Origin of the sequence: Corallococcus carmarthensis (genome assembly GCF_003611695.1) — a bacterium.
Taxonomy (GTDB): domain Bacteria; phylum Myxococcota; class Myxococcia; order Myxococcales; family Myxococcaceae; genus Corallococcus; species Corallococcus carmarthensis.
On the sequence record NZ_RAWE01000085.1, the window covers coordinates 1 to 23,085 of the forward strand.

Annotated in this window: 20 protein-coding genes; 11 read left to right on the forward strand and 9 right to left on the reverse strand. The window is 69.4% G+C overall.

Features of this window, described 5'->3' with window-relative positions; genetic code table 11:
* Together D7X32_RS22240 and D7X32_RS22245 are read right to left on the reverse strand one after the other, a co-directional pair.
* On the reverse strand, positions 1–1,212 hold a 1,212-nt coding region (locus tag D7X32_RS22240), incomplete at its 3' end, for a sigma-54-dependent transcriptional regulator (protein WP_147450217.1).
* Between the two features lie 7 nt (positions 1,213–1,219).
* A complete protein-coding gene (locus D7X32_RS22245; protein ID WP_120604578.1) occupies positions 1,220–2,206 on the reverse strand; it encodes a sensor histidine kinase in 987 nt (328 codons plus the stop codon).
* Between the two features lie 76 nt (positions 2,207–2,282).
* Here D7X32_RS22245 and D7X32_RS47585 point away from each other — a divergent pair, with 76 nt between their 5' ends.
* Positions 2,283–5,141: a fused MFS/spermidine synthase gene (locus tag D7X32_RS47585; protein WP_279635602.1), complete on the forward strand. Its 2,859-nt coding sequence runs from the start codon at positions 2,283–2,285 to the stop codon at positions 5,139–5,141.
* A 175-nt stretch (positions 5,142–5,316) separates the two neighbouring features.
* Positions 5,317–5,583, forward strand: a complete 267-nt coding sequence (locus tag D7X32_RS22255) for a hypothetical protein (RefSeq protein ID WP_120530620.1) — start codon at positions 5,317–5,319, stop codon at positions 5,581–5,583.
* A gap of 76 nt (positions 5,584–5,659) precedes the next feature.
* On the opposite strand, the gene D7X32_RS22260 is transcribed toward D7X32_RS22255, so the two are convergent.
* Positions 5,660–6,856 carry a hypothetical protein gene (locus tag D7X32_RS22260; protein WP_120604580.1) on the reverse strand — a complete coding sequence of 399 codons (1,197 nt, stop codon included), beginning with the start codon at positions 6,854–6,856 and terminating at the stop codon, positions 5,660–5,662.
* A gap of 1,074 nt (positions 6,857–7,930) precedes the next feature.
* On the opposite strand from D7X32_RS22260, the gene D7X32_RS22265 reads away from it, so the two are divergent.
* The 9 genes from D7X32_RS22265 (at position 7,931) to D7X32_RS22305 (ending at position 16,279) form a co-directional block, all read left to right on the forward strand.
* Positions 7,931–8,257, forward strand: a complete 327-nt coding sequence (locus D7X32_RS22265; protein WP_147450218.1) for a hypothetical protein — start codon at positions 7,931–7,933, stop codon at positions 8,255–8,257.
* Positions 8,258–9,312: 1,055 nt separating this feature from the next.
* Positions 9,313–9,702 (forward strand): hypothetical protein, encoded by a 390-nt coding sequence (locus tag D7X32_RS22270; RefSeq protein ID WP_147450219.1) that lies wholly within the window; start codon positions 9,313–9,315, stop codon positions 9,700–9,702.
* Positions 9,703–9,713: 11 nt separating this feature from the next.
* Complete coding sequence (locus D7X32_RS22275; RefSeq protein ID WP_120604583.1) at positions 9,714–10,283, forward strand: hypothetical protein; 570 nt, start codon at positions 9,714–9,716, stop codon at positions 10,281–10,283.
* 211 nt (positions 10,284–10,494) lie between these two features.
* Positions 10,495–10,953, forward strand: coding sequence for a hypothetical protein (locus D7X32_RS22280; RefSeq protein ID WP_147450220.1), 459 nt, complete (start codon positions 10,495–10,497; stop codon positions 10,951–10,953).
* Between the two features lie 170 nt (positions 10,954–11,123).
* Entirely contained in the window at positions 11,124–12,452 is a 1,329-nt protein-coding gene (locus D7X32_RS22285; RefSeq protein ID WP_120604585.1) for an amidohydrolase family protein, read from the forward strand.
* A 14-nt stretch (positions 12,453–12,466) separates the two neighbouring features.
* Entirely contained in the window at positions 12,467–13,453 is a 987-nt protein-coding gene (locus tag D7X32_RS22290; RefSeq protein ID WP_120604586.1) for a class I SAM-dependent rRNA methyltransferase, read from the forward strand.
* 33 nt (positions 13,454–13,486) lie between these two features.
* Positions 13,487–14,707: a serine/threonine protein kinase gene (locus D7X32_RS22295; RefSeq protein WP_120604587.1), complete on the forward strand. Its 1,221-nt coding sequence runs from the start codon at positions 13,487–13,489 to the stop codon at positions 14,705–14,707.
* Between the two features lie 26 nt (positions 14,708–14,733).
* On the forward strand, positions 14,734–15,531 hold the full coding sequence (gene truA / locus D7X32_RS22300) for a tRNA pseudouridine(38-40) synthase TruA (RefSeq protein WP_120604588.1): 798 nt from the start codon (positions 14,734–14,736) through the stop codon (positions 15,529–15,531).
* A gap of 22 nt (positions 15,532–15,553) precedes the next feature.
* Positions 15,554–16,279 carry a hypothetical protein gene (locus D7X32_RS22305; protein ID WP_120604589.1) on the forward strand — a complete coding sequence of 242 codons (726 nt, stop codon included), beginning with the start codon at positions 15,554–15,556 and terminating at the stop codon, positions 16,277–16,279.
* 86 nt (positions 16,280–16,365) lie between these two features.
* Here the strand turns inward: D7X32_RS22305 and argC are convergent, their stop codons facing one another.
* Genes argC through argB form a run of 6 tightly spaced genes read right to left on the reverse strand, consistent with a single transcriptional unit; the run spans position 16,366 to position 23,062 of the window.
* Complete coding sequence (argC, locus tag D7X32_RS22310) at positions 16,366–17,436, reverse strand: N-acetyl-gamma-glutamyl-phosphate reductase (protein WP_120604590.1); 1,071 nt, start codon at positions 17,434–17,436, stop codon at positions 16,366–16,368.
* Complete coding sequence (locus D7X32_RS22315; RefSeq protein WP_120604591.1) at positions 17,433–18,494, reverse strand: DUF1611 domain-containing protein; 1,062 nt, start codon at positions 18,492–18,494, stop codon at positions 17,433–17,435. The genes argC and D7X32_RS22315 overlap by 4 nt, the downstream gene beginning before the upstream one ends.
* A 4-nt stretch (positions 18,495–18,498) precedes the next feature.
* Positions 18,499–19,686, reverse strand: coding sequence for an argininosuccinate synthase (gene argG, locus D7X32_RS22320; RefSeq protein ID WP_120604592.1), 1,188 nt, complete (start codon positions 19,684–19,686; stop codon positions 18,499–18,501).
* Between the two features lie 40 nt (positions 19,687–19,726).
* Entirely contained in the window at positions 19,727–21,076 is a 1,350-nt protein-coding gene (gene argH, locus D7X32_RS22325; RefSeq protein WP_208752511.1) for an argininosuccinate lyase, read from the reverse strand.
* Entirely contained in the window at positions 21,069–22,139 is a 1,071-nt protein-coding gene (locus tag D7X32_RS22330) for a M20/M25/M40 family metallo-hydrolase (protein ID WP_120604594.1), read from the reverse strand. The genes argH and D7X32_RS22330 overlap by 8 nt, the downstream gene beginning before the upstream one ends.
* Positions 22,136–23,062 (reverse strand): acetylglutamate kinase, encoded by a 927-nt coding sequence (argB, locus tag D7X32_RS22335; protein ID WP_120525611.1) that lies wholly within the window; start codon positions 23,060–23,062, stop codon positions 22,136–22,138. Before argB ends, D7X32_RS22330 begins: the two co-directional genes overlap by 4 nt.
* Between the last annotated feature and the right edge of the window lie 23 nt (positions 23,063–23,085).

Here is a 23,085-nt window from a genome sequence, read left to right on the forward strand (position 1 = left end):
GTGTGGGTCCAGGGGGCCTGACGGGTGGGCCTCCAGGGCGGGCAGGTCGTCCCCCCGGAGCACGTCGCCCGGGGCGAGCACCACGGCGCGGGTGAGGACGTTCTCCAATTCGCGCACGTTGCCGCGCCAGGGCAGGCGGGTGAGGCGCTCCATCACCTCGTGGGGCACGCGGGTGACGCGCTTGTGCACCTTCTCGTTGATGCGCTCCAAGAGGTGCTTCACGAGCGGGGGGATGTCCTCGCGCCGCTCGCGCAGGGGCGGGATGACGAGGGTGATGACCTTGAGGCGCTGGTAGAGGTCCTCGCGGAAGCGGCCCTGATCCACCTCGTCCGCCAGGTGGCGGTGGGTGGCGGCGATGACGCGGGCGCGCAGCTTCACGCGCTTGACGCCGCCCACGCGCTCGAACTCGCGCTCCTGGAGCACGCGCAGGAGCTTCGCCTGGAGCATCAGCGACATGTCGCCAATCTCATCCAGGAACACGGTGCCGTCCTCGGCCAGCTCGAACTTGCCGGGCTTGCCGGCGACCGCGCCGGTGAAGGCGCCCTTCTCGTGGCCGAACAGCTCGCTCTCCAGGAGCGTGTCCACGATGGCGGAGCAGTTGATGCCGATGAAGGGGCGGGGCTCGTCGTAGGAGTAGTTGTGGATGACGCGGGCGATGAGCTCCTTGCCCGTGCCGCTCTCGCCGTTGATGAGCACGGTGGCGGTGCTGCTGGCCACCTTGCCAATCTCCTTCACCAGCTGCTGCATGGAGGGGCTGGTGCCCACGATGTCGCCCAGGCGGACGACGGCGTTCTCGCGGTGGACCTCATCCGCGCGGCGCGACAGCTGGCGGTACTCCAGCGCGCGCTCCACGACGAGGTCCAGGGCGGCCGGGTCCGGGAAGGGCTTGTGGATGTAGTCGAACGCACCGGCCTTCATGGCCCGGATGGTCGTCTCCATGTCGTGGTACGCGGTGACGAGGATGATGCGCGCGTCGCCGCACAGGCCCTTCATCTCCTCGATGATCTCCAGGCCCGTCCGGTCCGGGAGCATCATGTCCAGGATGACCACGCTGGGCATGTTCTCCTGGGCGGCCTTCAGTCCCGCCGCGGCGCTGGTGGCCGTGACGACCTGGTAGCGCGGCTGCCCGTCGTCCTGCTCGATCTCCTCGAAGTGCATCGTGAGGGTTTCGAGCAGCGACACGTCATCGTCGACGATGAGGAGGGTCTCCATGGGGTCCTCAGGCGGCGAACGTCAGCGTGAACACCATCCCTGGCTCCGCACTCCCCTGTGCCGCCACGTCGCCCCCCACGCCCGTCATCACCCGCCTCAAGGCGGCCAGGGACAGCCCCGCGCCCCGCGCCAGCCGCGAGCCGAAGGGGTCGAACAGCGTGCCCTTCTCCTCTGGAGGCAGGGCCGCCGCCGGATCATCCAGGATGAGGCTGACGTGGCCGGGGTCGTCCTGGCGCAGCGTCACCTGGACGCGGCCCTCTTCGGGCAGGCCCATGGCCACGTTGAGCAGGACTTGAGCGAGCACGGGCCTCAACCGGTTGGGATCCACCCGCACGCGGGGCAGGTCCGCCTCTTCCTTCACATCCACCTCGATGCGGCGCTCGGCCAACTCCGGGGCCACCATGGCGGTCGCCTCCTGGACGACCGAGCGCAGGGCGTGGGCGTCCAGGTTCGCGGCGCTCTCCCGGCCGTATTCGGAGAGGAGCCACAGCATGCGCTCCATGGTCCGGATCTCGCGGTTGGCGATGGTGAGCCGCCGCTTGTCCCGGTCCGACAGGCCGGTGTTCCGGGCCAGCGTCTGCACCGCCATCTTCACGGAGGAGAGCGGGTTGCGGATCTCATGGCTGAGCGACGAGGACAGCTTGCTGATCTGCACCGGCGGGGCGCCCTCCAGCACGGTGCCCAGGTCGAGCACGCCCGCGGCGGCCTCCTCGCCATCCATGCCCAGCACGAGCCGCAGGTGCGAGGCGGGCGGGTTGCCGGTGGGGCCGCCCGCGGAGAGGGTGACGAACTCCACCGCGCGGCGGTCCTCGCGCGCTCGCGCATCCAGTTCGCGGGCGCGCTCCTGCGAAACCCCGAGCGCGGTGTGCAGGGTCATGCCCACGAGCGCCTTGGCGTCCCGGCGCAGGACCTGGGCGCAATCACCCTCGGCACGTGTCACCCGGAGGTGGGGAGACCAGGCGAGCTGCGCGGCTTGCAGGAGATGGGCGTTCATTGGTGGACCTGAAACATACCGGGTAACGTCGAGTGCTGTCCCTATGACCCGCACCCCACGTCCTCCGAAGAACCTTGTGGCCGCCCTTCTGTTCCTGTCCGGGGCGACCGCGCTCGTCTACGAGCTGGTCTGGTCCAAATACCTGGGGAACGTGCTGGGCAACAGCGGGCAGGCGCACGCCGTCGTGCTGGCCACGTTCATGGGGGGCCTGGCGCTGGGGGCGTTTGTCTTCGGGCGGACAGCGGACCGGGTGAAGAGCCCGCTGGCGCTCTACGGGGTGCTGGAACTGGGCGTGGGCCTGTACGCGCTGGCGTTCCCCTATGTGCTGGGCGCGCTGGAGCACCTGTGGCTGGCCCTGGCGCCCCACGTGCCGGAGGGCCTGCGGGTGGCGCCGCGCCTGCTCGTGTCCTCGCTGTCGCTGGTGGTGCCCACGCTGCTCATGGGCGGCACGCTGCCGGCGCTGGTGCGCCACTTCGCGGCGAGCCTCGCGGGCGTGCGCAAGGAGCTGGCGCGGCTGTATGCCATCAACAGCCTGGGCGCGGCGGTGGGCGTCTACGTGGCGGGCACGCGGCTGGTGCCGCTGGTGGGCCTGTCCGCGTCCGCGCAGATCGCCGCCGGGCTCAACGTGTTCCTCGCGCTGGCGGCGCTGGCGCTGGCCCGGGAGCACCCACCGGCGGTGGTGGTGGGGGCGGCCGCGGCCGCGGAGGACGTGGCCTATCCCCGGCGGGCGGTGCGGGCCGCGCTCGTCGGCGTGATGCTGTCCGGCTTCACGTCCATGCTGTATCAGGTGACGTGGATCCGCCTGCTGGCCATTGTGCTGGGCGCTTCCACGTATGCCTTCACGCTCATCCTGACGGCGTTCATCCTGGGCATCGGCCTGGGCAGCTTCTGGCTGATGACGCGCAAGGAGGGTGGGGATTCGCTGAAACTGTATGGCTGGACGCAGGTGGGGCTGGTGTTGAGCCTCTGCGTGGCGCTGCCCCTGTACGTGCGGCTGCCGCACCTGTTCCGCTGGTCGGAGTGGATGCTCACGCGCGCGGTGGAGACGTGGCCCCTCTTCCAGGGCATCACCTTCGCGTTCTGCTGCGCGGTGCTGCTGGTGCCCACGTTCATCATGGGCGCGGCGTTCCCGGCGGCGGCCCGCGTGGCCACGGCGAAGGTGTCCGAGGTGGGGCGCGAGCTGGGCGGCGTGTACCTGTGGAACACGGTGGGCACGCTGTCCGGCTCCGTGCTGGGCGGTCTGGTGCTGATGCCCTTCTGGGGCATGCAGGGCAACTTCATCGCGGGGGCGGTGGCGAACCTCCTCGCCGCGACGCTGGCGTTCCGGGCGCTGTCCGCGCCGAAGGAAGGGGAGGGCGCGAGCGCGGTGCCACCGGCTCCGGCCTGGCGGGCGCTGGCGCCGGTGGGCGTGGCGGCGGTGCTGGCGGCGGTGGTGCTGGGGAGCATGCAGGGCTGGCCGCAGCGGCTGTCCAGCATCGCGGCGGTGCGCGCGTACAACAAGCCGCCGGAGAGCTACGCGAAGCTGGTGGAGGACACGGAGAAGGCCATCACCCCCCGGTTCTACGCGGACGACACCTTCGCCACGGTGATGGTGGGGGACCTGGCGAGCGAGAACCTCCGCTACATGAAGATCAACGGCAAGACGGACGCTTCGAACGGGGGGGACATCGAGACGCAGGTGATGGCGGGTCACCTGGGCGTGCTCCTGCACCCGCGCGACCCGAAGAACGTGCTGGTCATCGGCTCCGGCGCGGCCATCACCACGGGCAGCGTGCTGTCTCACCCGGTGGAGCGCCTGGACATGGTGGAGATCTCCCCGGCGGTCATCGAGGCGGCGCGCCTGTTCAAGGCGGACAACCGCAACGCGGTGGATGATCCGCGCACGCACGTGCACATCGACGACGCGAAGACGTTCATGGCGCTGGCGCCCATCAAGTACGACCTCATCGTCAGCGTGCCGTCCAACCCCTGGGTGACGGGCGTGTCCGGCCTCTTCACGCGCGACTTCTTCCAGCTGGTGGACAAGCACCTGACGGACGACGGCGTGCTGGTGCAGTGGATCCACACCTACGAGAGCAACCGCGAGCTGGTGCGGCTGGTGATGCGCACGCTGCAGGACACCTTCCCCCACGCCACGACGTGGTTGGGGCCGGAGGACCTGGTGCTGGTGGCCAGCCGCAAGCCGCTGTCGTTCGACGCGGCGACGGTCGCCGCGCGCATGGCCCGGCCGGACGTGAAGGCGGACCTGGCGCGGGTGGAGATCAACGACATGTTCGGCTTCTTGTCCAAGCAGGTGCACACCGAGGCCGGGCAGCGGGACTTCGCGGGCGAGGGGCCGCTCAACACGGACGACCACAACCTGCTGGAGTACGCCTCGCCGGTGGCCTTCTTCCTGGCGAACCTGGACGTGCGCGTGAAGGACGAGCGCCGGGCACCGGACTCAGGGCCCGGGCTGCTCCTGCATCAGTACCTGCGCGAGCACCCGCCCACCGCCGAGCAGGTCGCGGGGCTGTACCGCAACGTGGATCGCTACCATTCGGAGAAGGATCCGGTGGTGCGGGGCGTGGCGACGTTGTGGCGTTCGCTGGCGCCGGAGGACCCCGCGTCGGCGCTCGCGCTGGGCCGGGCGGTGCTGGCGCAGGGGGACCTGACCCTGGCGGCGTCGCTGCTGGAGCCGGAGGTGGCGCGGGGCGGCCGTTCGCCGGAGCTGGTGACGGAGTACCTCAAGCTGGTGACGGCCCGGACCTGGTCGTCGCGCACGGTGTGGACGCCGATGAACGCGGACGGGGCGCTGGCGCTGGGCCGGGAGGTGGCGGCCCGGTACCCCCAGGACGCGAAGCTGCAGAAGGCGTTCAAGGCCTACTGCGAGGCCCTGCCACCGGCCGCCTGCGAGAGCACGGCCCGTACGCCCACCGCGGCCCCCGGCGGACCCTGAAACAGGGGCGGATGAAACCTTGAGTGGCTCCAGGTCCGCGATATTCCTTGATCCGGCCCCCCCATCCTCCCGATGACGGATGGAGGTGCTTGCTCGCCCGTTGTACTGTCCGTATCGACCCTGACTTCCCGCAGGGTGTGTCTCTCCACCGCTGCAACGACCCCCGGAGTTTCCCATGAACGCGATCGCGAAGGCCCCGAAGAAGCAGTTCCGCAAGAACCGTGGTCAGGGCATGACCGAGTACATCATCATCGTGGCCCTCATCGCGATCGCCGCCATCGGCGTGATCACGCTGTTCGGCGACAACATCCGCAAGCTGTTCGGCGCCTCCGCCGCGGCGCTGGCCGGTGAGGACAACGTGGCGAACGACGGCCAGACGGCGTCCGACGCGCTGAAGAAGAAGACGATGAAGAACTTCGGCCAGAACAACACCTACAACTGAGCCATCTCGGTTGTGTGGAAATGGCAGGTCCCTCCACTTGGAAGGGCCTGCCATTTTTCTTTGCGGGGTGGGGGGACTACCGCGCGTCGGAGGCCGGGCGGGGCGCGAGGGTGAAGCCCAGCCGGCGCAGCATCACCTGCCGGATGGAGGGGATGCGGAAGCGGAAGATGAAGGCGTCCGCGAAGTAGTGGGCGAGCACGCACGCGAAGCCCAGCGAGGTGAGCGCGCGGAGCAGGGGATGCGCCTGCGCGCCGCCGCCAATGCCCAGCGAGCCGCGCATGGGGCCATCCAGCAGGAAGCCATGCACCACGCCCAGCGCGAACAGCGGGAGCATGGACACGGCCATCGCGGGCCAGATGAGCTTCTGGCTCAGGCGGGGTGAGTCACCCTCGCGCGGCTCCAGCATGCGGGCGCTGAGGACGTAGTACTCCAGGCCGTGCATGCCTGGGAGCATGACGTAGCCCCAGGACGGGGCCACGAGCGCGAGCCCGGTCGCCGTGGCCATGCCCAGGAGGTAGAGCACCTTGGGGCCGCTGGCGGTGCCGGAGCGGAGCACGGAGCGGAACAGCAGGAGGAAGTAGCCCAGCCAGACGGCGATGAGCACGGGGAGCGTCTGCCACGGAAGGACGGCGCCCTGGCCCACGTCGAGGTAGGCGGCGGCGCCCGGGGCGGCGGACTCGGCGACGAAGAAGATGCGGGTGAGGAGGACGGAGAGGAGCAGCGGGACGTAGAGCTGCTGGAGCTTGCGTTCGAGGGGTGAGGGCGGGGACAGGCCCTCCTGTCCGCCGCGCAGGCCATGCAGGGACCACAGGCCCCGGTGTTGCGACAGGGTGTGGTGCATGCCGAAGACGTTGAAGATGACGGCGACGGCGAAGGTGTGGATGGAGCGGTCGGCGTAGAAGGTGAAGAACAGGGCCGCGCCCACGGCGAGCATGGCGACCGCGCCGGCGAGGATGTTTCGCGGCTGCTTGGGGGCGGCGGTGAGCACGTCGCGGTGCACGCCGAAGAGCAGGAACGTGAGGATGACGTGCGTGGCGTTGCCCAGGAGGTTCTGGGCGGTCCATCCCAGGATCCGGTGGGCGTTGTCCGCCGCATCCGGCGCGAGGAACGCGCTGGCGACGGCGGCCACCAGCGTCAGGGCCAGGGGGATGCCCAGGATGGCGAGGTCGGCCCGGGGGGAGAACAGCCACAGGCGGCGAAAGCGCAGGGTGCCAGGCGCGGCCGGCGTGTCCTGCTCCGTGGCGGTGGCGACTCCGGGGCTCAGCGGTGTCATGGGGCTGGGAGTATACCGGGTCGCCCAGGCCCCCAGAACCCGAGCCAGCCTGCCTGCCAGGCGAGAGGAAGGGAGGGTGGGGTGGGGACGCGCCCGGGGGACGGTTCAAGCCGACGGAGGTGGGACGGATGCCACTCAGTCATGGAACCTCTCTGATGAGTCCACGAAGGCGAAGGAGGAGTCCAGGCGGCTTTTCCCGTATGGCCATGGGCACGAAACCGACATGAAGCGGGATGCTGTGCGGCATTGTTCCGCAAGTTGGGGGGATTCGATGTCGACGGCCATGGCAGGGTGGTTGAATGAGGCGGAGAGCTGGCCCAATGGAAACACCCCCGCGGAGCGGTCCATGGATTTGAACAACAATCGATGTGGCCGGCAGTTGGCGCGTGAGCGAGGGCTGACGGGAAAGCCCTGCATGGACTTGTGCGTGGAGGCCTTGTCCAATGGTTCGTTGACGACTGATGACATGGGGGGTGGGCCATCAACAGGACCTTACTGAAGATTCTGGGAGGCGGGCTGCTGGCCCTGGCGGCTCTTTTTCTTACGATCTATGTCATGGGGAGGACCCGAATTGTTGTCGTGAATGAGACCGGACGGGAGCTGCGTGTTTTGACTGCCCGGATTCCTGGTGAGCAATGTGTTTTTGAAAACGTCCCGCCCCACGGTCGTGTCACCTGCCGGGGGCGGGCAAACGCTGACGGGAACCTGTCTGTTGACCTGGAGTTTACGGATGGCAGCAAGGCCCAGCTGGGGTCCGATGCGTACGTGAATGCGCTGCTCGGATTGCGCGGAGTCGCTACCGTGAATGCGGACGGTGGAATCAGTCTGCAGGAAGACTGAGCACCGCGGCGATGGACCCTGCGGACCGGAGAGAGAACAGCCACGGACGGCGAAAGCGCAGGGTGCCGGGAACGGCCGGCATGTCCTGCTCCGTGGCGGTGGCGACTCCGGGGCTCAGCGGTGTCATGGGACTGGGAGTATACCGGGTCCCCTGGCCCCAAGAACCCGAGCCACCCTGCCTGCCAAGCGAGAGGCGGAGGGGGGCGCGCCCATGGGACGACGGAGGTGTGACGGATGCCGCGAGGACGACCCATTGCTTCACTGACTCCAGATTCATACCGGGAGTGGCTGAACCTGGCGGCGGCCTACCTTGCGATGGTCACGTGCATCGCCGTGGTGTCCTGGGGACGCCCGCTCCTCGGTGGCCCCGTGTTCTGGATGCTTTGGGGCGTGTGGCTGGCTGTCACGGTGTTCTTTCTGGGGCGGCGCGCCTGGTTGATTCATGCCTCGCGGGCTTCGACCTTCACTGACGCCGACATAAACCTGTGGACCTGCTTCCAGGTGTTGGGTGTCGCCTCTTTCGCCGTGAGTTGGGCCAGTGGGTTCACCTTCCATCGTTGAGGACACCCATGCGTGGATGCTGGTCGATGGGTATGACTTCTCCGTCGAATGGGTGGGGCGGGTCTAAACGCCCCATACACGAGTCCAGCGGGTTGGAGCGTTGATCCCCGGTTGGGAAACGCTCCATCCGAGTGCCCTGCGTTCCTCGCGATCCAACTCCACTGAGTCCGCCTACTCCTCGTCGGCAGGTAAGAACATGAAACCCGAATGGCTTTTGCTGGTGCCCCTGATTCTCCTTTCCTCCTGTGCTGTTAGCCGTGGTCCCAAGATGGCCCCAGTTCATGGTCAAGATGGAGGGAGCTGCAGGAGTAGCTCCGACTGCGAAGAGGAGCTGGAATGCATGTTCTGGCCGCTGACAACACCGGAGTCAGCAGGTACGTGTCAGCGGGCGTGCGAAGAGACTTCGGATTGCCCGATCGGACAGCTGTGCGGCGGGGGATTTTTTACCGATTCGCCGGGATCTTTTTGCACCCCTCCGGGCGTCTCCTGATGGAGATGCGTTCAGACATGCCCCCACTGGCACAACCTCCAGCTTTCGCCCCACTCCGGATTCCTCGTCCTCGGCTGCTGCGTCATGCTCCTACGCCGGCTCTGTCCTGACATTTGTTGGAGCCTGTGAAGACCTTCTGGGATGTCGATGAGGATGTTCTCTCCCTACGGACCTTGGAGGGCATCATCGAGAGGTCCGACCCCGATGCATGCCTTCCGCCCGCGGGAAGCATGGAGGGGCCATGAGGCTCGTTGTTTCGACGCTGCTGTTTGTCATGCTCGGCGTGCACATGGGCTGCAAGCGAGGTGCGGACTCCAGAGGAGTCCCTGCGGCCGTGCTTGAGCGGATTGGAACGGAGTGTCTCCCAACGGGAGGCTGCGGGACTGGCCTGGTGTGTGCCGGTCGCACGAATTTCGCTCACGTTGACGCGGGGTTTACCTGTGAGCTTGTTTGTGACCCGTGGAACGACTCAGTATGTCCCGAGAAGTGGCTCTGCGTGAAGACCTCCGATGGCCGAGGTGCGGGGCTTCTCGGACATTGTATCCGTGCCTCGGAGATGTGACGGATGACTGCGACCTCCCAGGAAATGAAAGTGGCGTCGCCCCCGCTGGTGGTCCGGGCTGCCATGGTCGTGTCCGCTCTGGTCTGGGTCTACCAGCTCTTCATCCTGCTGCCGTCTCCACTCTCCTGGTACCTCGCCGACCTCCTGCGAGGCATGCTCCATGGCTTTGCACTGGGGGTCATCGGGTTGGGCGTGGTGTCGCTTTTCTCTCGCCGGGAGACGCTGCTGCGATGGCGGTGGACGTGGGGAGGGTGGTTCATCGTCGCTGTCGGGTGGTTTCCCATCACGATGCTGGTGAGCGCGGTCATTGGATACAGTCCAGTCTTCCTGGTTCTGTGGGGTGTAGGGCTTCCGTTGCTTCTGCTTGCGGAGCGCCGTGCTCCTGCGCGGTGAGGAAGACGATCATGGCTTCAGTGAGAAGAGAAGTCCTGGAGGTGGCTGGGGATGTCTGCCAGCAGTTGGGCAGGCAGCAGCGCCTTGAGTCCGTGTTGGAGCGTGCGTGGCGGTCGTCGACGCACTTCGCGCTCATCCGGCGGGGACGGATGCGTGTCGACGGTGCGGATGTCGTCGTGCCCACGCCGGAGTTGAAACGCCTTCAGCGTGACTTCGGGCGGATCCGGGTGGTGGCGGTGGAGTCGCTGTGGGTTTCGTCCTGGCCGGGGACGACCTCTGGCTCCAGTGCCGCGCTGTGGGTGCGGTGCCGGACGGATGGCGGCGTGCGCCTGCCCTTGAACGATGAGAGCGTCTGGAAGGAATTCGACGGGTGGGATGATCTCCAGTTGTTCGAGGGCCCCCGGCTGAAGCTGTTCGTCTGCAGCCACGAGGGGTTTGGCACCGTCTGGGGAAACGAGCGATTCTTCCGGGATCTGGGCGTTGTTCCCACGCAGCGGAAACACGAGACGTATGAACTGGTAGGCGAGCCCATGGCACCTGCTGCCTGGTCACTGCTCATGCAGGGAACGCCCATTCCGTAGGGCGGCCATGCGATTGGTCTGGGCTTGGAGGCAGCGGTTTGAGCGCTGAAAAACAGAAATGAGCGTGTCTCCTCGCTGGCTCCCACGGTTGGGAATCATTGGATTGGTGTGTGGCTTCGTGCCGTCGGTGGGCGTCGCGGTGGGGCTGTGCGTCCTGGGGATTTGCGAGATCGTGTTGGGGGATCCGCACCCCTTCCCTGGGGATCCACCTGTGGACCTGCTCGTGGGGGTTGCGGTCTTTGGATGGGTGCTCCTCCTGGTGGGCCATGGGTGCTTTTTCGTCGCCCGGAGGGAGTCCGATCAGATCGTCCAGTTCTGGCGATGGGTGATGCTTCCGTTGACCCTGGCGTCATTCCTCGTGCTGTCGCCAGCCTTTGCGCAGATTGCTGGCAGACATTGGGGGGAATGGGGCCACCTCAAGGACCTGCTTCAAGACAACGAGGCCCGGGTTCGTGCATTCTCGAGCCGGGCCGATGGTGCCTTGTCGGAGGAGGAGTTCGCGCGGGCGAAAGCGTGGTTTCAGCCCGTCACCTTCCACTTCAAGACGGAGCCTGAACCTGTGAAGATTCATCTCAGGAGATGGAATCCCCCGTACCTGGGAATCGATTTCGGCCAAGGACAGAATGCGGTCTTCGACCCGGTGACGATGCTTTGCATCTACTCGGATTGAGGGGTCACGTGAGCGAGCGCCAGGATTGGGGTGGTCCAGGCAGAGAGGCGCCGGACCTCATGGGGAGTTCCGAAACGGTGCATGGATCCGCCGCTCAGGGACTCCAGTAGGGACGGGGTTCAGGGACGGGGTTCATCCGCCACCCACCCCGTGTTAAAACGGGAAGGTCCATGGAAGGCCGACTGCTTCTGAAGAACTGCGCCGTGTTCCGTGCGGACGGTCGCGTCCGCCACGGCATGGCCGTCGTGGTCGAAGAGGGCATCATCCGCCGCGTCGCCCCCGACGCAGAGGTGCCCGTGCTCCCGGGTGACTGGGAAGTGGCGTGTCGCGGCCGGCTCGTCGCTCCCGGCCTCGTGGACTGTCACTCGCACATGGTCAACGGGCAGTTGCTGCCCCCCAATGGCGACTTCCTCCTGCGCCAGCCCCGCTCGCGCCTGGAGCGCATGCGCTCGGTGGCCAACCTCCTCACCGCCGAGGACGTCGAGGTCCTGACCCGCTTCGCCGCCGCCCGCGCCCTGCTCGATGGCGTCTCCCTGGTCGTCGACCACCTGTCGTGCCCCACCGACGTCGCCGGCGGCCTGGAGGCCCAGGCCCGCGCCGCGGACACGCTGGGCATCCGCCTGGTCGCGTCCCACTCCACGCACAGCCTGGACGGCGCCGCCGTGGCTGAGGCCCAAGCGGACGCCAACGCAGAGTTCGTCCGCCGCTACCGTGAACATCCCCGCGTTCGTGGCGCGCTCGGCTTCCATGCGTCCTACACCTGCGAGGACACCCTCCTGTCCCGCATCGCGCGGCTGCGCGAGGAGTTGAACGCGTCCGTCGTCTTCCACCTCGCGGAGAACGAGGACGACCTCTCCACCACCTACGCCACGTACGGCCGCCGCGTCGTGCCCCGCCTGGACGCGCTGGGCCTCCTGGGGCCCCACGCCATCACCGGCTACCCCCGCGCCGTGGAGCGCTCCGAGGCCGAACGCCTGGCCGCCTCCGGCTCCTTCATCGCCCTCACGCCTCGCGCCACCCGCTCCATGGAGCGCGCGGCCGAATCCGCCGACGGCGCGCTGTCCAGCCTCCACCTCGTGGGCCTGGGCACTGGCGGCCATGGCACCCTCCAGGAGGAACTGGCCGGGGCGCTCGTCAGCATGCTGTCCCTGGCCCGCTCCGGCCGCATGCCGGACCTGGATGACTCGCTGGCGCACCTGTTCGTCAGCGGCCCCGCGGAGCTGTGCACCCGCCTGTACGGCAAGCCTTCCGGCGGCGTGGAGGAGGGCAGCATCGCGGACCTCGTCGTCTACGACGCCATCCCCGCCGCCGACCCGGAGACGGGCTACTCGCCCTTCCTCCTGGGCCAGCTCGTCGCCTCCCGCGTGGCGTGGACCATCGTCGACGGCCGCGTCTGTGTCCGCGAAGGGCAGCTGCTGGGCAGCGACTACGTGGACCTGTCCCGCGACGCCGCCGCCGCGCTCGCTCGCGTCTGGTCCCGCGCACGGCTGGGTTCGTAGGGTAGAAGGGGCGCGTGAGTGCCCTGCCTCCCCGCCTCGTGGACCTCCTGCTCGCTTCCCGCGCCCGCAGGGGGCCGCTGCTCGCCGACCCCGCCACCTCCGCCTTCCGGCTCCTGAACGGCGCCGCGGATGGCGTGCCCGAAGTGACGGCGGATGTCTTCGGCGACGTCGTCGTGGTCAGCCTCTACCGCGACCTCACCGACGCGGAGGAGGCCACGCTGCTCGATGCCTCCGTTGCCGCCTGGACTCCCCGCAGCGTCTACCTGAAGCGCCGCCCTCGGGAAGCCCGCGTGCTCGCCAACGTGGCGAAGGACGCGCTCGCTCCAGAGTCCGCGGCACGGGGTGAACCCGTGGAGGACTTCGTCGCGAAGGAGAACGGTCTGTCCTTCCACATCCGCCCCGGACAGGGCCTCTCCGTGGGGCTGTACCTGGACATGCGCGACACCCGCGCGTGGCTCCAGGCCCAGGCCTCCGGCCTCACCGTCCTCAACCTCTTCGCGTACACCTGCGCCTTCGGCGTCGCCGCGACCGCCGGGGGCGCGAAGCGCGTGCTCAACATGGACGCCAGCCGCCGCGTGCTGGAATGGGGCGAGGAAAACGCGCGCCTCAACGGTCAATCCGTGGACCGCTACGACTACGTGGCTGGCGATGTCTTCGATTGGCTCGGGCGGCTCGCGAAGAAGGGGGAAACCTTCGACGTCGTGGTCGCGGACCCGCCGTCGTTCTCCACCACGAAGACGACCCGCTTCTCCGCCGCCCGTGACTACGCCCGGCTGGCCGAGGCCGCCGCGAAGGTGGTCGCTCCCAAGGGCCGCCTGGTCGCCTGCTGCAACCTGGCGGGACTGCCCGTGCGCCGGTTCGAAACGATGGTGCTGGAGGGCGTGACGCGGGCTGGCAGGGCAGGGAAGACGGTGGGGTCGCTCGGTCCCTCGGGGCTCGACTTTCCGGCTCCTTCCGGTGAGGAACCGGCACTCAAGGTGCACGTCGTCCAACTTCGTTAGCGCCGCCGGGCGGGGCGCGGCTACATTGCTTCCATGGCTCCCGCCGCCTCTTCGCCCCCGCGCGACGCGTTCCGCTTCGGCAACTACCGGCTCATCGACCGGATTGCCGTAGGGGGCATGGCGGAGATCTTCCTCGCGCACCAGGTGGATGCCAGCGGTGACGAGACGCCCATCGTCATCAAGCGCATCCGCCCGCATCTGTCCAAGCACGCGGCCTTCGTGAAGATGTTCCTCAACGAGGCGCGGCTGGCCGCCCAGCTCAACCACCCCAACATCGTGCAGATCCACGACCTGGGGAAGATCGTCGACAGCTACTTCATCGCCATGGAGTACGTGTCCGGCCGCGACATGCGCCGCGTCGTGCCCAAGGCCGAGTCCATGGGGATTCCCTTCCCCATGGTGTACGCGCTGAAGATTGCCTCGTGCGTCTGCGCGGGCCTGCACTACGCGCACCAGAAGAAGGACCGCTTCAACAACCCGCTCAACATCGTCCACCGCGACGTCACGCCGGAGAACATCATCGTCGCGTTCGACGGCTCGGTGAAGGTGCTCGACTTCGGCATCGCCAAGGCCGCCAACCAGGTGGAGGAGACGCGGTCGGGCGAAATCAAAGGCAAGCTCAGCTACCTGTCCCCGGAGCAGTGCCTGGGCCGGCCGCTGGACTGCCGCAGCGACATCTTCTCGCTGGGCACCGTCCTCTACGAGTGGCTCACCGGCTTCAAGCTCTTCACCGGCGACTCCGACGTCGCCGTCATGCGCAGCATCACCGAGGCGAAGATCTACGCGCCGTCGTACTTCCGCGAGGACCTGCCGGAGCGCGTGGAGGCCATCCTGATGCGCGCGCTCGCCCGCGACCGCGAGCGCCGCTACCAGACGGCGTTGGACATGCAGCGCGACCTGGACGCCTTCCTGGACGCCTACGACTTCACGCCCTCGCCGCTGCACCTGGCCAACTTCGTCAAGCAGCTCTTCGAGGACGAACGCCCGCAGGAATTGAAGCGGCTGTCCACGCGCCAGTCCTCCGCGCCCACGTCGGAAGTGGCGCTGGAGCTGGCGGAGGTGGTGGCGTCCGTGGACGGACCGCCCACGGAGGCCATGCGCCTGGACGAGGGCCCCGCCACCGAGCCGCGCCTGCTCGCGCTGACGTTGGCGCCCGCGCTGTACGAGAAGCTGGAGGCCCAGGCCCGCAAGGCCCATGTCGCTCCGGCGAAGCTCGCGGCGGATGTGCTGGAGGGTTGGCTGAAGACGCGCTGATCCGCGTGCCTTTGGTTGCCGCACCCATGCCCCGGCTGAAGCTGACGCTCGAATACGAAGGCACGCGGTACGTGGGCTGGCAGGTGCAGCCCAATGGCCCGTCCATCCAGTCCACGCTCCAGGAGGCGCTCCAGAAGCTGCTGGGGGAACGCGTGTTCGTGGCCTCCGCTGGCCGCACCGACTCGGGCGTGCATGCGACGGGGCAGGTGGCCTGCTTCGACTCGCCGCGCGTGCTGCCGATGAAGGCCTACACGATGGGCCTCAACGGCATCCTCCCTCCGGACATCGCGGTGGTGGCCGCGGAGGAGGTGGTGCCGGAGTTCGACCCGCGCCGCTGGTCGCTCGGCAAGCGCTACCGGTACCGGCTGAGCAACCGGCGCACGCGGTCTCCGTTGCTGCGCACGACGCACTGGGAGCTGTTCGCCCCGCTGGACGTGGAGGCCATGCGCCGCGCGTCCCAGGCCCTGCTGGGCCGGCACGACTTCTCCGCCTTCCGCGCCGCGGACTGCCAGGCGAAGCACGCGGTGCGCGAGGTGCGGCAGGTGCGCGTGGAAGGCACGCCCGGCGACGCCGTGGCCGTCGTGGTGGAGGGCACCGCGTTCCTCAAGCACATGGTGCGCAACCTGGTGGGCACGCTGGTGGAGGTGGGCAAGGGCCGCCGCCCCGAGGCCTGGGTGGCCCAGGTGCTGGCCTCGCGCGAGCGCAAGCTGGCCGGAGCCACCGCCCCGCCCCAGGGGCTGGTGCTGGAGGAGGTCTTCTACGGCGACGGCCCGCCCCCTCGCTCGGCGGGGGACTCGGCTGTCGGGGAAGAGGACGAAGGGTGAGAGTGCGCTAGGCTTTCGGGCCGTGAGCCCCAAACCCGGTGTCCTTGAGCCCCTGCGCGTCCGCGTCCGCCGCTTCCAGTTCATCGTCGGACTGGGCTTCCTGTCGCTGGTGGTGGGGGCCATGCTCAGCGTGTCGCTGGTGCTGCGCCTGCACGCGCGGGTGAACGCGCTGCCCTCCGACTTCCTGCGCATTCCGGTGGCGGTGGTGCTGGAGGACCTGTGGGTGCTCGCGGTGCTGCCGGCGTTCTGCTACGGCGCCGCGCGCATCGTCGCGCTGCGCACGTGGACCACGGCCGTGGGGGCCGCGGCGTCCGGCGGGCTGTTCGTGCTGGCGCTCAACTTCGTGCGCGACGGCATGGATGGCCTCACCACGGGCTGGAGCGTCGCGTCGGGGCTGCGCGTGGTGGCGTTCGTCGGGGGCATCCTGCTGAGCGCCCGGGCCATCCGCGCGGGCCGTGCCGCCGCCGAGCGGGGCTCCACCGCCGCCCAGGAGAAGGCCTCGGCGCGCAAGTCGGAGTACGACGAGTTCCTCAAGGCCGCCGAGGCGGGTGGGGCGCGTCTGGAGCAGCGCGAGGGTGGCGCCGCCGCCGAAGCTCCGGCTCCGTCCGGGAGCACCCCTGTCGTGGGGGATTCCGCCGCGACGCAGGCAGCCGCTGCCACCGAGGCGCCTATGCCGTCAGGTGACGCGAGCCGCGCGGGAGAGGCCATCGCGCCTCCGGTCGACGTACCGAAGACGCCCGCGGCCTGAGAACGGCGGCCCCGGGCGGGGGCCGAAGACGCCCGCGACTGGAGGCGGCTCCGGTTTCGCGCCGAAGCCGCCCCGGGTCCACGGTCCTACGGGTAGCAGGCCGCCTGGCGCAGGCCAGTGTCCTCGGGGTAGCCGAGGGCCACGTTGAAGTTCTGCACCGCCTGTCCGGCCATGCCCTTCACCAGGTTGTCCAGCGCCGCCATCACCGCCACCGAGCGGCCCTTCGTCGCCACGGAGATGTCGCAGAAGTTGCTGCCCGCGACGGCCGCCACGCGCGGCGTGCCCTCCACGATGCGCACGAACTTCGAGCCCTCGTAGTAGCGGCGGTACTTCTCCGTCAGCGACTGCGTCACCACCGCGCCGCCGTGCTCCGGCCACTCGAACTGCACCGTGGCGAAGATGCCGCGCACCATGGGCGCCGAGTGCGGCACGAAGGCCAGCCGGTGCCGCTGCGCTCCGTGCGCCACCAGCATCACCTCCACCTCCGCCTCGTGCTGGTGCTCCAGCGGCTTGTACGCGCGGAAGTCGTGCGCGCGCGTCGGGTGGTGCGTGCCCTCGCCCGGCAGCGAACCGGAGCCGGACGAGCCCGTCACGCCCGACACCGCCAGGAGCCCCAGTCCCGGCGTGGCCGCGATGGGCAAGAGCGCCAGCTGCACCGCCGTCGCGAAGCAGCCCGGGTTGGCGATGCGCTTCGCCGTCTTCACCTGCTCACGCTTCCACTCCGTGAGGCCGTAGGTGAACGTGCCCAGCAGGTCCGGGGACGGGTGCGGCCGGCCGTAGGCGCCCGCGTACCGGCCCGGGTGGTCCAGGCGGAAGTCGGACGACAGGTCCACCAGCAGCATCCGGTCCGCGATCCCCGCGTCCGCCCACTGCTTCTCCAGCCCGGCGAACTGCGACGCCAGGTCCCCGTGCCCCAGCGCGCTGAACACCACCGGGCGCTGCGAGTCCGCGAGCCAGCGCCAGTCCGGCTCCGCCTCGAAGCGGCCGTCCACCAGCCCGCGCAGGTGCGGGTGCACCTTGTGGATGGGAGAACCCGCATGGTGCCGCGACACCACGCGGATGCCGGCGTTGCCGGGGTGGCCCGAGAGCAGCCGCAACAGCTCGCCTCCGCCGAAACCGGAGGCCCCCAGGATGTAGATGTGCGCAGGCGACGTCATGACTTCCTCCCCGCACCCAGCTTGGGCGCGAGCTTCTCCACGATGAGATTCCCCAGGGCGTTCGGATCCGCGCGCGCGTTGCGAGCGGGCAGCCCCACCACCTGCTCCACGAAGCGCACGCCCACCGCGTTGTCCGTGGCGGGCCCGGCCACCATGTCCATCTCGATGCCGTACACCTCGCGCAGGTGCCGCACGCCGCCGGCCGCGCCCACCGGGTCGTTCGCGCACAGGATGAACGCGCCACCCAGCGCCTTGAGCTCCGGATCCGCCAGGATGGCCTGCACGCCGTACTCACCCATGATGCCGTCGCCCGTCTCCGCGACGATGACATCCACCTCCTGGGCCGCCATCTCCGAGAAGACGATGCGCGCCACCTTGGACGCCGTGCGCGCCCCGGTGCACACGACGCCCGCGTCCGTGAAGTCCATCACCACGTCCGCGCCGCTGTCCTGCATGGACAGGGTGTCGCGCATCAGCGACACGCCGGTGAGCTTCGCGCCGCCCACGCGGTAGCCCGCCTGGGACAGCTTCCGCACCACCACGCTGGCCGCGTACGTCTTGCCCGCGTTCATGCAGGTGCCCACCACGTACACCACCGGGCACGTCACCGCCCTCGACGTGCCCTTGAGCGCGCCGGTGGAGATGTGCGCGTGCTGGCCCGCGCGCGACTGGAACTCCGGGAAGGTGAGGACCTGGCCCAGCACCTCCGCCTCGAACGGCGGCCCCACGCCCGGGTTGTGCGACGTGCACTTCCCGATGACGCCGCCCATGTTGAGGATGTTGAGCTTGTCGCCCACCGTGACGGACGAGGGCACCACGCCCTCGTAGCCGTGCAGGGCGTTGCGGTGGCCCAGCGCGCCCACGACGATGTCGCCCGCGTGGAGCGTGACGAGCCGGCCGTTCACGTCCTCCAACTGGTTGTAGACGCTCTTCTCCCCGTGGATGCGCACCGCGATGACGGCGCCTTCCTCGCACTTGACCTCATCCGTGAGGTGCACCGTGCGCCCCACCTGGAGGTTGCGCGTGACACTGCCCACCTTGTCGACGTGGATCTTCATGTCGTCACTTCGCTTTCTGCGAGAGCATCTGCGCGACGCCGTAGAGCTTGGCGAACCCCGCCGCTTCCGTCCCCGTCCACAACACGTTGGCCTCTCCGTACGTCGCCACCTTCGCGTCCATCAGCGAGTGCGGCGAACGCACGCCTTCCACGACGTGGGCGCGCGGGGTGAGCACCAGCTTCACCTCGCCCGTCACGCGGTCCTGCGAGGAGGCGAGGAACGCCTCCAGGTCCTTCACCAGCGGGTCGAAGAAGTGCCCTTCGTGGAGCAGCGACCCGTACAGGTTGCCCACCGTCTCCTTCCAGAAGAGCTGCTTGCCCGACAGCACCAGCTTCTCCAGCTCGCGGTGCGACGCGATGAGCAGGTGCGCCGCGGGCGCCTCGAAGCCCACGCGGCCCTTGATGCCCAGGATGGTGTCGCCCAGGTGCACGCCCCGGCCGATGCCGTACGGCCGGCCGATGGCGTTGAGCTTCTCCACCACCTCCACCGCGGACATCGCCTTGCCGTCGAGCGCCACCGGCACGCCCTTCTCGAAGGAGATGATCAGCGGCAGGGGCTTCAGGTCGGTGGGGATTTCGCCACCCGGGAAGGCCGCCTCCGGCAGGGTGCTCCACGAGTCCAGCGTCTCGCGGCCGCCCACGGACGTGCCCCACATGCCCTCGTTGACGGAGTACGTGCCCGTCTTCGCCGGCAGGTGGAAGCCGCGCTCCGCGAGGAAGGAGATCTCCTGCTGGCGGGAGAGCGCCAGGTCGCGGATGGGGGTGATGAGCTGCAGCTGCGGCGCGAGCGTGCGGAAGGCCACGTCGAAGCGGACCTGATCATTCCCCGCGCCGGTGCTGCCGTGGGCCACGGCCTGCACGCCCAGCTTCTCCGCCATGCGCACCGCCTCCACGGCCTGGCAGGCGCGCTCGGCGGAGACGCTCAGCGGGTAGAGCTGGCCGCGCAGCACGTTGCCGGCGACGAGGAAGCGCAGGTAGCCCTGGAAGAGGGTGTCGCGCGCGTCCACCGTGTGGTGCGCCACCGAGCCCAGCTTCTGGGACAGGGCCTGGATGCGCTCCAGCTGCTCGGGCGGGAAGCCGCCCGTGTCCACGGTGACGGTGGTGACGTCCCAGCCCTGCTCGCGCAGGTACACCGTGCAGAACGCGGTATCGAGGCCACCAGAGAACGCCAGCACCACGGACTTCTTGCTCATCTTCGGACTCCTGTTGCTGCGAAAGGGGGTGAGGAAGTCTTCAGGGGGCCCAGACGCGGGAGGCGGCCTGGGTCGCTTGCGCGTGGGTGCGCGTGAGCCAGTCGCGCGCATCCGCCAGTTCCTCGCGCGCGGTGGCGAGGCCCAGGTTGCCGGCGCCACCCAGGTGGGTGGCCGTCAGCGCGCCGCGGTCCGGCTGGAAGCTGCCGTCGCTCAACTGACGGCCCACCTCCCGGTACGCGTCTCGGAAGGGCTGCCCCTTGGCCACGAGCGCGTAGGCATGGTGCGCGGCGTAGAGCGTGTCGTCGCACGCCGCGCGCGCCTTCTCCGCGTTCACCTTCAGCGCGGGCACCAGCCGCGCCAGCACCTCCAGCAGCGCCTTCGCGCTGGTGAGGGCCTGGAGGGTGGGGCGCTTCAGCAGCTGGAAGTCACGGTGGTAGCTGGAGGGAAGCCCGCCGGCCACCGCCTCCACCTGGTGCGCAAGGCCGCGCAGCTCGCGGCAGCGGCCCCGGGCCAGCTCCACCACGTCCGGGTTCTTCTTCTGCGGCATGATGGACGAGCCGGTCGTGAAGGCATCCGGCAGGGCCAGGAAGCCGAACTCGTCCATGCTGTAGAGCTGCACGTCCCAAAGCCACTTCTCCAGAGTGCCCGCCACCGAGCACGCCCAGGTGAGCAGCGCCGCTTCATGCCGCCCCCGACTGTCCTGCGCGTCGATGGGGCTGCGTTGAACTCGACTGAAACCGAGCAACCGCGCGACATATTCACGGTCGATGGGAAGCGGCACGCCGAAACCCGCGGCGGCGCCCAGCGGGCAGCGGTCGAGCCGCCCCCACACGCCCTTCAGCGCCTCCAGCTCCTCCAGCAGTCCCTCGGCGAACGCCATGCCCCACAGGCCGAAGGTGGACGGCATCGCGCGGCGCAGGTGCGTGTAGCCGGGCAGGGGCAGGTCCGCATTCGCTTGCGCGAAGTCGAGGAACGTCCCCGCCAGCTCCGCCGTGCGCGCGCCCAGGGCGAGCAGCTCCTCGCGCATGAACAGGCGCAGGGCCAGCAGCACCTGGTCGTTGCGCGAGCGCGCCAGGTGGATGCGCTTGCCCGCCTCGCCGGTGCGCTCCACGAGCGCCGCCTCCAGCGCGGTGTGGCCGTCCTCCTGCTCCGGGCGGATGGTGAAGCGGCCCGCGCGGGCCTCGTCGTGCAGCGCGTGCAGCGCGGCCACGAGCGACGTGGCGGCCTCCGGGGTGAGCAGCCCCACGTGCGCGAGCATGCGCGCGTGCGCGGCGCTGCCCAGCGCGTCGTGCGGCACCAGCGACAGGTCCACCACGGGGTCGTCGCCCACGGTGAAGGCGTGGATGGCCGCGTCCAGCGGCTGGCCCTTGCCCCACAATGTCTCAGCCACGCGACACCTCCCCGGCATAGCCGTGCAGCAGTCGTCGATAGAACGCGAGCCCCGCCTCCAGCTCCGCGCGCGTGAGGTACTCGTTCGCCTGGTGGCTCCGCAGCGTGTCGCCCGGGCCCACCTTCACCGCCGGGAGGTCGCCCAGGAACGCCCAGTCGGACGTGGTGCTGGAGCCCACCGTTCCCTGGCCCGACGCCGCCACCGCCGCGCGCACCAGCGGGTGCGCCGCGTCCGTGCCCTTGGGCAGGTAGCGCGCGGAGTGCACCACCACCTCGCTCTCCAGCGCCGCGCCCACGTCTTGCGCCACCTTCGCGTGGTCCATGCCCGGCGTGGTGCGCAGGTCCACGAAGAACTCGCACCGGTCCGGCACCTGGTTGCGCGCCAGGCCTCCGGACACCTGCGTCACCTGCGCCCGCGCCTCACCCAGCAGCGGGTGCGCGGGGAAGCGCAGCGCGGACACAGCCTGGATGTCCCGGGCCGCCTTGAGGATGGCGTTGGATTCCGAGCCCAGGCCGCCCGTGTGCGCGTGCGCGACGTGTCCGCTCTTGCCGTGCGCCACGCAGCGCAACAGCAGCATGCCCCGCTGCGCCGTGCAGGGCTTGAGCGACGTGGGCTCGCCCACGATGGCGGCGTCCAGCGGCCCCAGCGTGGACAACAGCGGCCCCAGCCCCTTGCCGCCCGTCTCCTCCTCGGCGGTGAGCGCGAAGACGCACTCGACACCCTCGGGCGCGCCTTCGGTGAGGAGCGCCTTCGCGGTGAGGAGCATGGCGGTGACGCAGCCCTTGGCGTCGTTGGCGCCCAGGCCGTAGAGCGTGTCGTCCTTCCACACGGCCTCTTGTGGCTCCGTGTTCCACCCGGCGCACGGCTTCACCGTGTCCAGGTGCGAGTTGACGAGCAGGCGCTTCGGCCCGCTGCCCACGCTGAACCACACGTTGTGGCCCTGGCGGTGCACGCGGGCACCCCAGGACTCCGCATGGCCCGAGACGAGGTCCGCGATGCGGGCCTCGTCGCCGGAGACGCTGGGTGTGGCGACCAGCGCGGTGAGCAGCTCGGCGGGGTTCAACCCTTGGCCTCGCCGTGCTTCACCGGGTGCTCGCGCACGACCATGGTGCCGCTGCCCTCGTTGGTGAACACTTCCTCCAGGAGCGCGTCGGACTGCTTGCCGCTCACCAGGTGCACGCTGCCCACGCCGCCCACGAGCGCGTGGCGCATGGCGTGCGCCTTGGGACGCATGCCGCCCGTGAGCCGGCCTTCGGCCTCCAGGGAGGCCAGGTCCGACAGCGTGGCCAGCGAGATGAGCGAGGACGGGTCGGAGACGTCCTTGAGGAGCCCCGGCACCTCCACCATGAAGAAGAGCTTCTCCGCATGCAGCGCCGCCGCCAGGGCCGCCGCCACCGTGTCCGCGTTGGTGTTGTACACGGCGCCGTCCTGGCCGCCCGACAGCGGGGCGATGACGGGCACGTAGTCGGCGCTTCGCAGGTGCTCCACGACGCGCGTGTCCACCGACTCGATGTCGCCCACGAGGCCGTAGTCCACCATCCGGCCCTGCGTCTCGCCGGGCTCCGTCACCAGCACGGGCGGGCGCTTGCGCGCCTTGATGAGGCCCGCGTCCACGCCGGACAGGCCCACCGCGGGCACGCCCGCGGCCTGGAGGTCCGCGAGCAGGTCCGTGTGCAGCTTGCCCGCCAGCACCATCTTCGCCGCGTCCAGCACGGGCGCGGAGGTGACGCGGCGGCCGGCCACCTTCTCGATGGGCAGGTGCAGGGCGTCACAGAGCGCGTCCAGCTCCGGACCGCCGCCGTGCACGACGACGGGGCGGATGGAGAAGGCCCACAAGAGGGCGATCTGCTCGCACGCCGTCTTGCGGGTGCGCGGATCCGTCAGCACGGCGCCGCCCAGCTTCACCACGAAGGTCTTGCTGCGGAACTGCTTCACGTACTTCGCCGCGTTGCGAAGCGCGGCGTACGGGTCGGGAGACAAAGGCACGGTGGACCTCTGAAAAGGCGAAA

Bases quoted from the DNA above. Each gene is read 5' to 3' on its own strand.
- D7X32_RS22285 (WP_120604585.1), top strand. From the start codon at position 11,124: ATGGAAGGCCGACTGCTTCTGAAGAACTGCGCCGTGTTCCGTGCGGAC.
- argG (WP_120604592.1), bottom strand. From the start codon at position 19,686: ATGAGCAAGAAGTCCGTGGTGCTGGCGTTCTCTGGTGGCCTCGATACC.
- D7X32_RS22265 (WP_147450218.1), top strand. From the start codon at position 7,931: ATGCCGCGAGGACGACCCATTGCTTCACTGACTCCAGATTCATACCGG.
- D7X32_RS22275 (WP_120604583.1), top strand. From the start codon at position 9,714: ATGGCTTCAGTGAGAAGAGAAGTCCTGGAGGTGGCTGGGGATGTCTGC.
- argC (WP_120604590.1), bottom strand. From the start codon at position 17,436: ATGACGTCGCCTGCGCACATCTACATCCTGGGGGCCTCCGGTTTCGGC.
- D7X32_RS22260 (WP_120604580.1), bottom strand. From the start codon at position 6,856: ATGACACCGCTGAGCCCCGGAGTCGCCACCGCCACGGAGCAGGACACG.
- D7X32_RS22255 (WP_120530620.1), top strand. From the start codon at position 5,317: ATGAACGCGATCGCGAAGGCCCCGAAGAAGCAGTTCCGCAAGAACCGT.
- D7X32_RS22245 (WP_120604578.1), bottom strand. From the start codon at position 2,206: ATGAACGCCCATCTCCTGCAAGCCGCGCAGCTCGCCTGGTCTCCCCAC.
- D7X32_RS22315 (WP_120604591.1), bottom strand. From the start codon at position 18,494: ATGAAGATCCACGTCGACAAGGTGGGCAGTGTCACGCGCAACCTCCAG.
- D7X32_RS22295 (WP_120604587.1), top strand. From the start codon at position 13,487: ATGGCTCCCGCCGCCTCTTCGCCCCCGCGCGACGCGTTCCGCTTCGGC.
- truA (WP_120604588.1), top strand. From the start codon at position 14,734: ATGCCCCGGCTGAAGCTGACGCTCGAATACGAAGGCACGCGGTACGTG.
- D7X32_RS22270 (WP_147450219.1), top strand. From the start codon at position 9,313: ATGACTGCGACCTCCCAGGAAATGAAAGTGGCGTCGCCCCCGCTGGTG.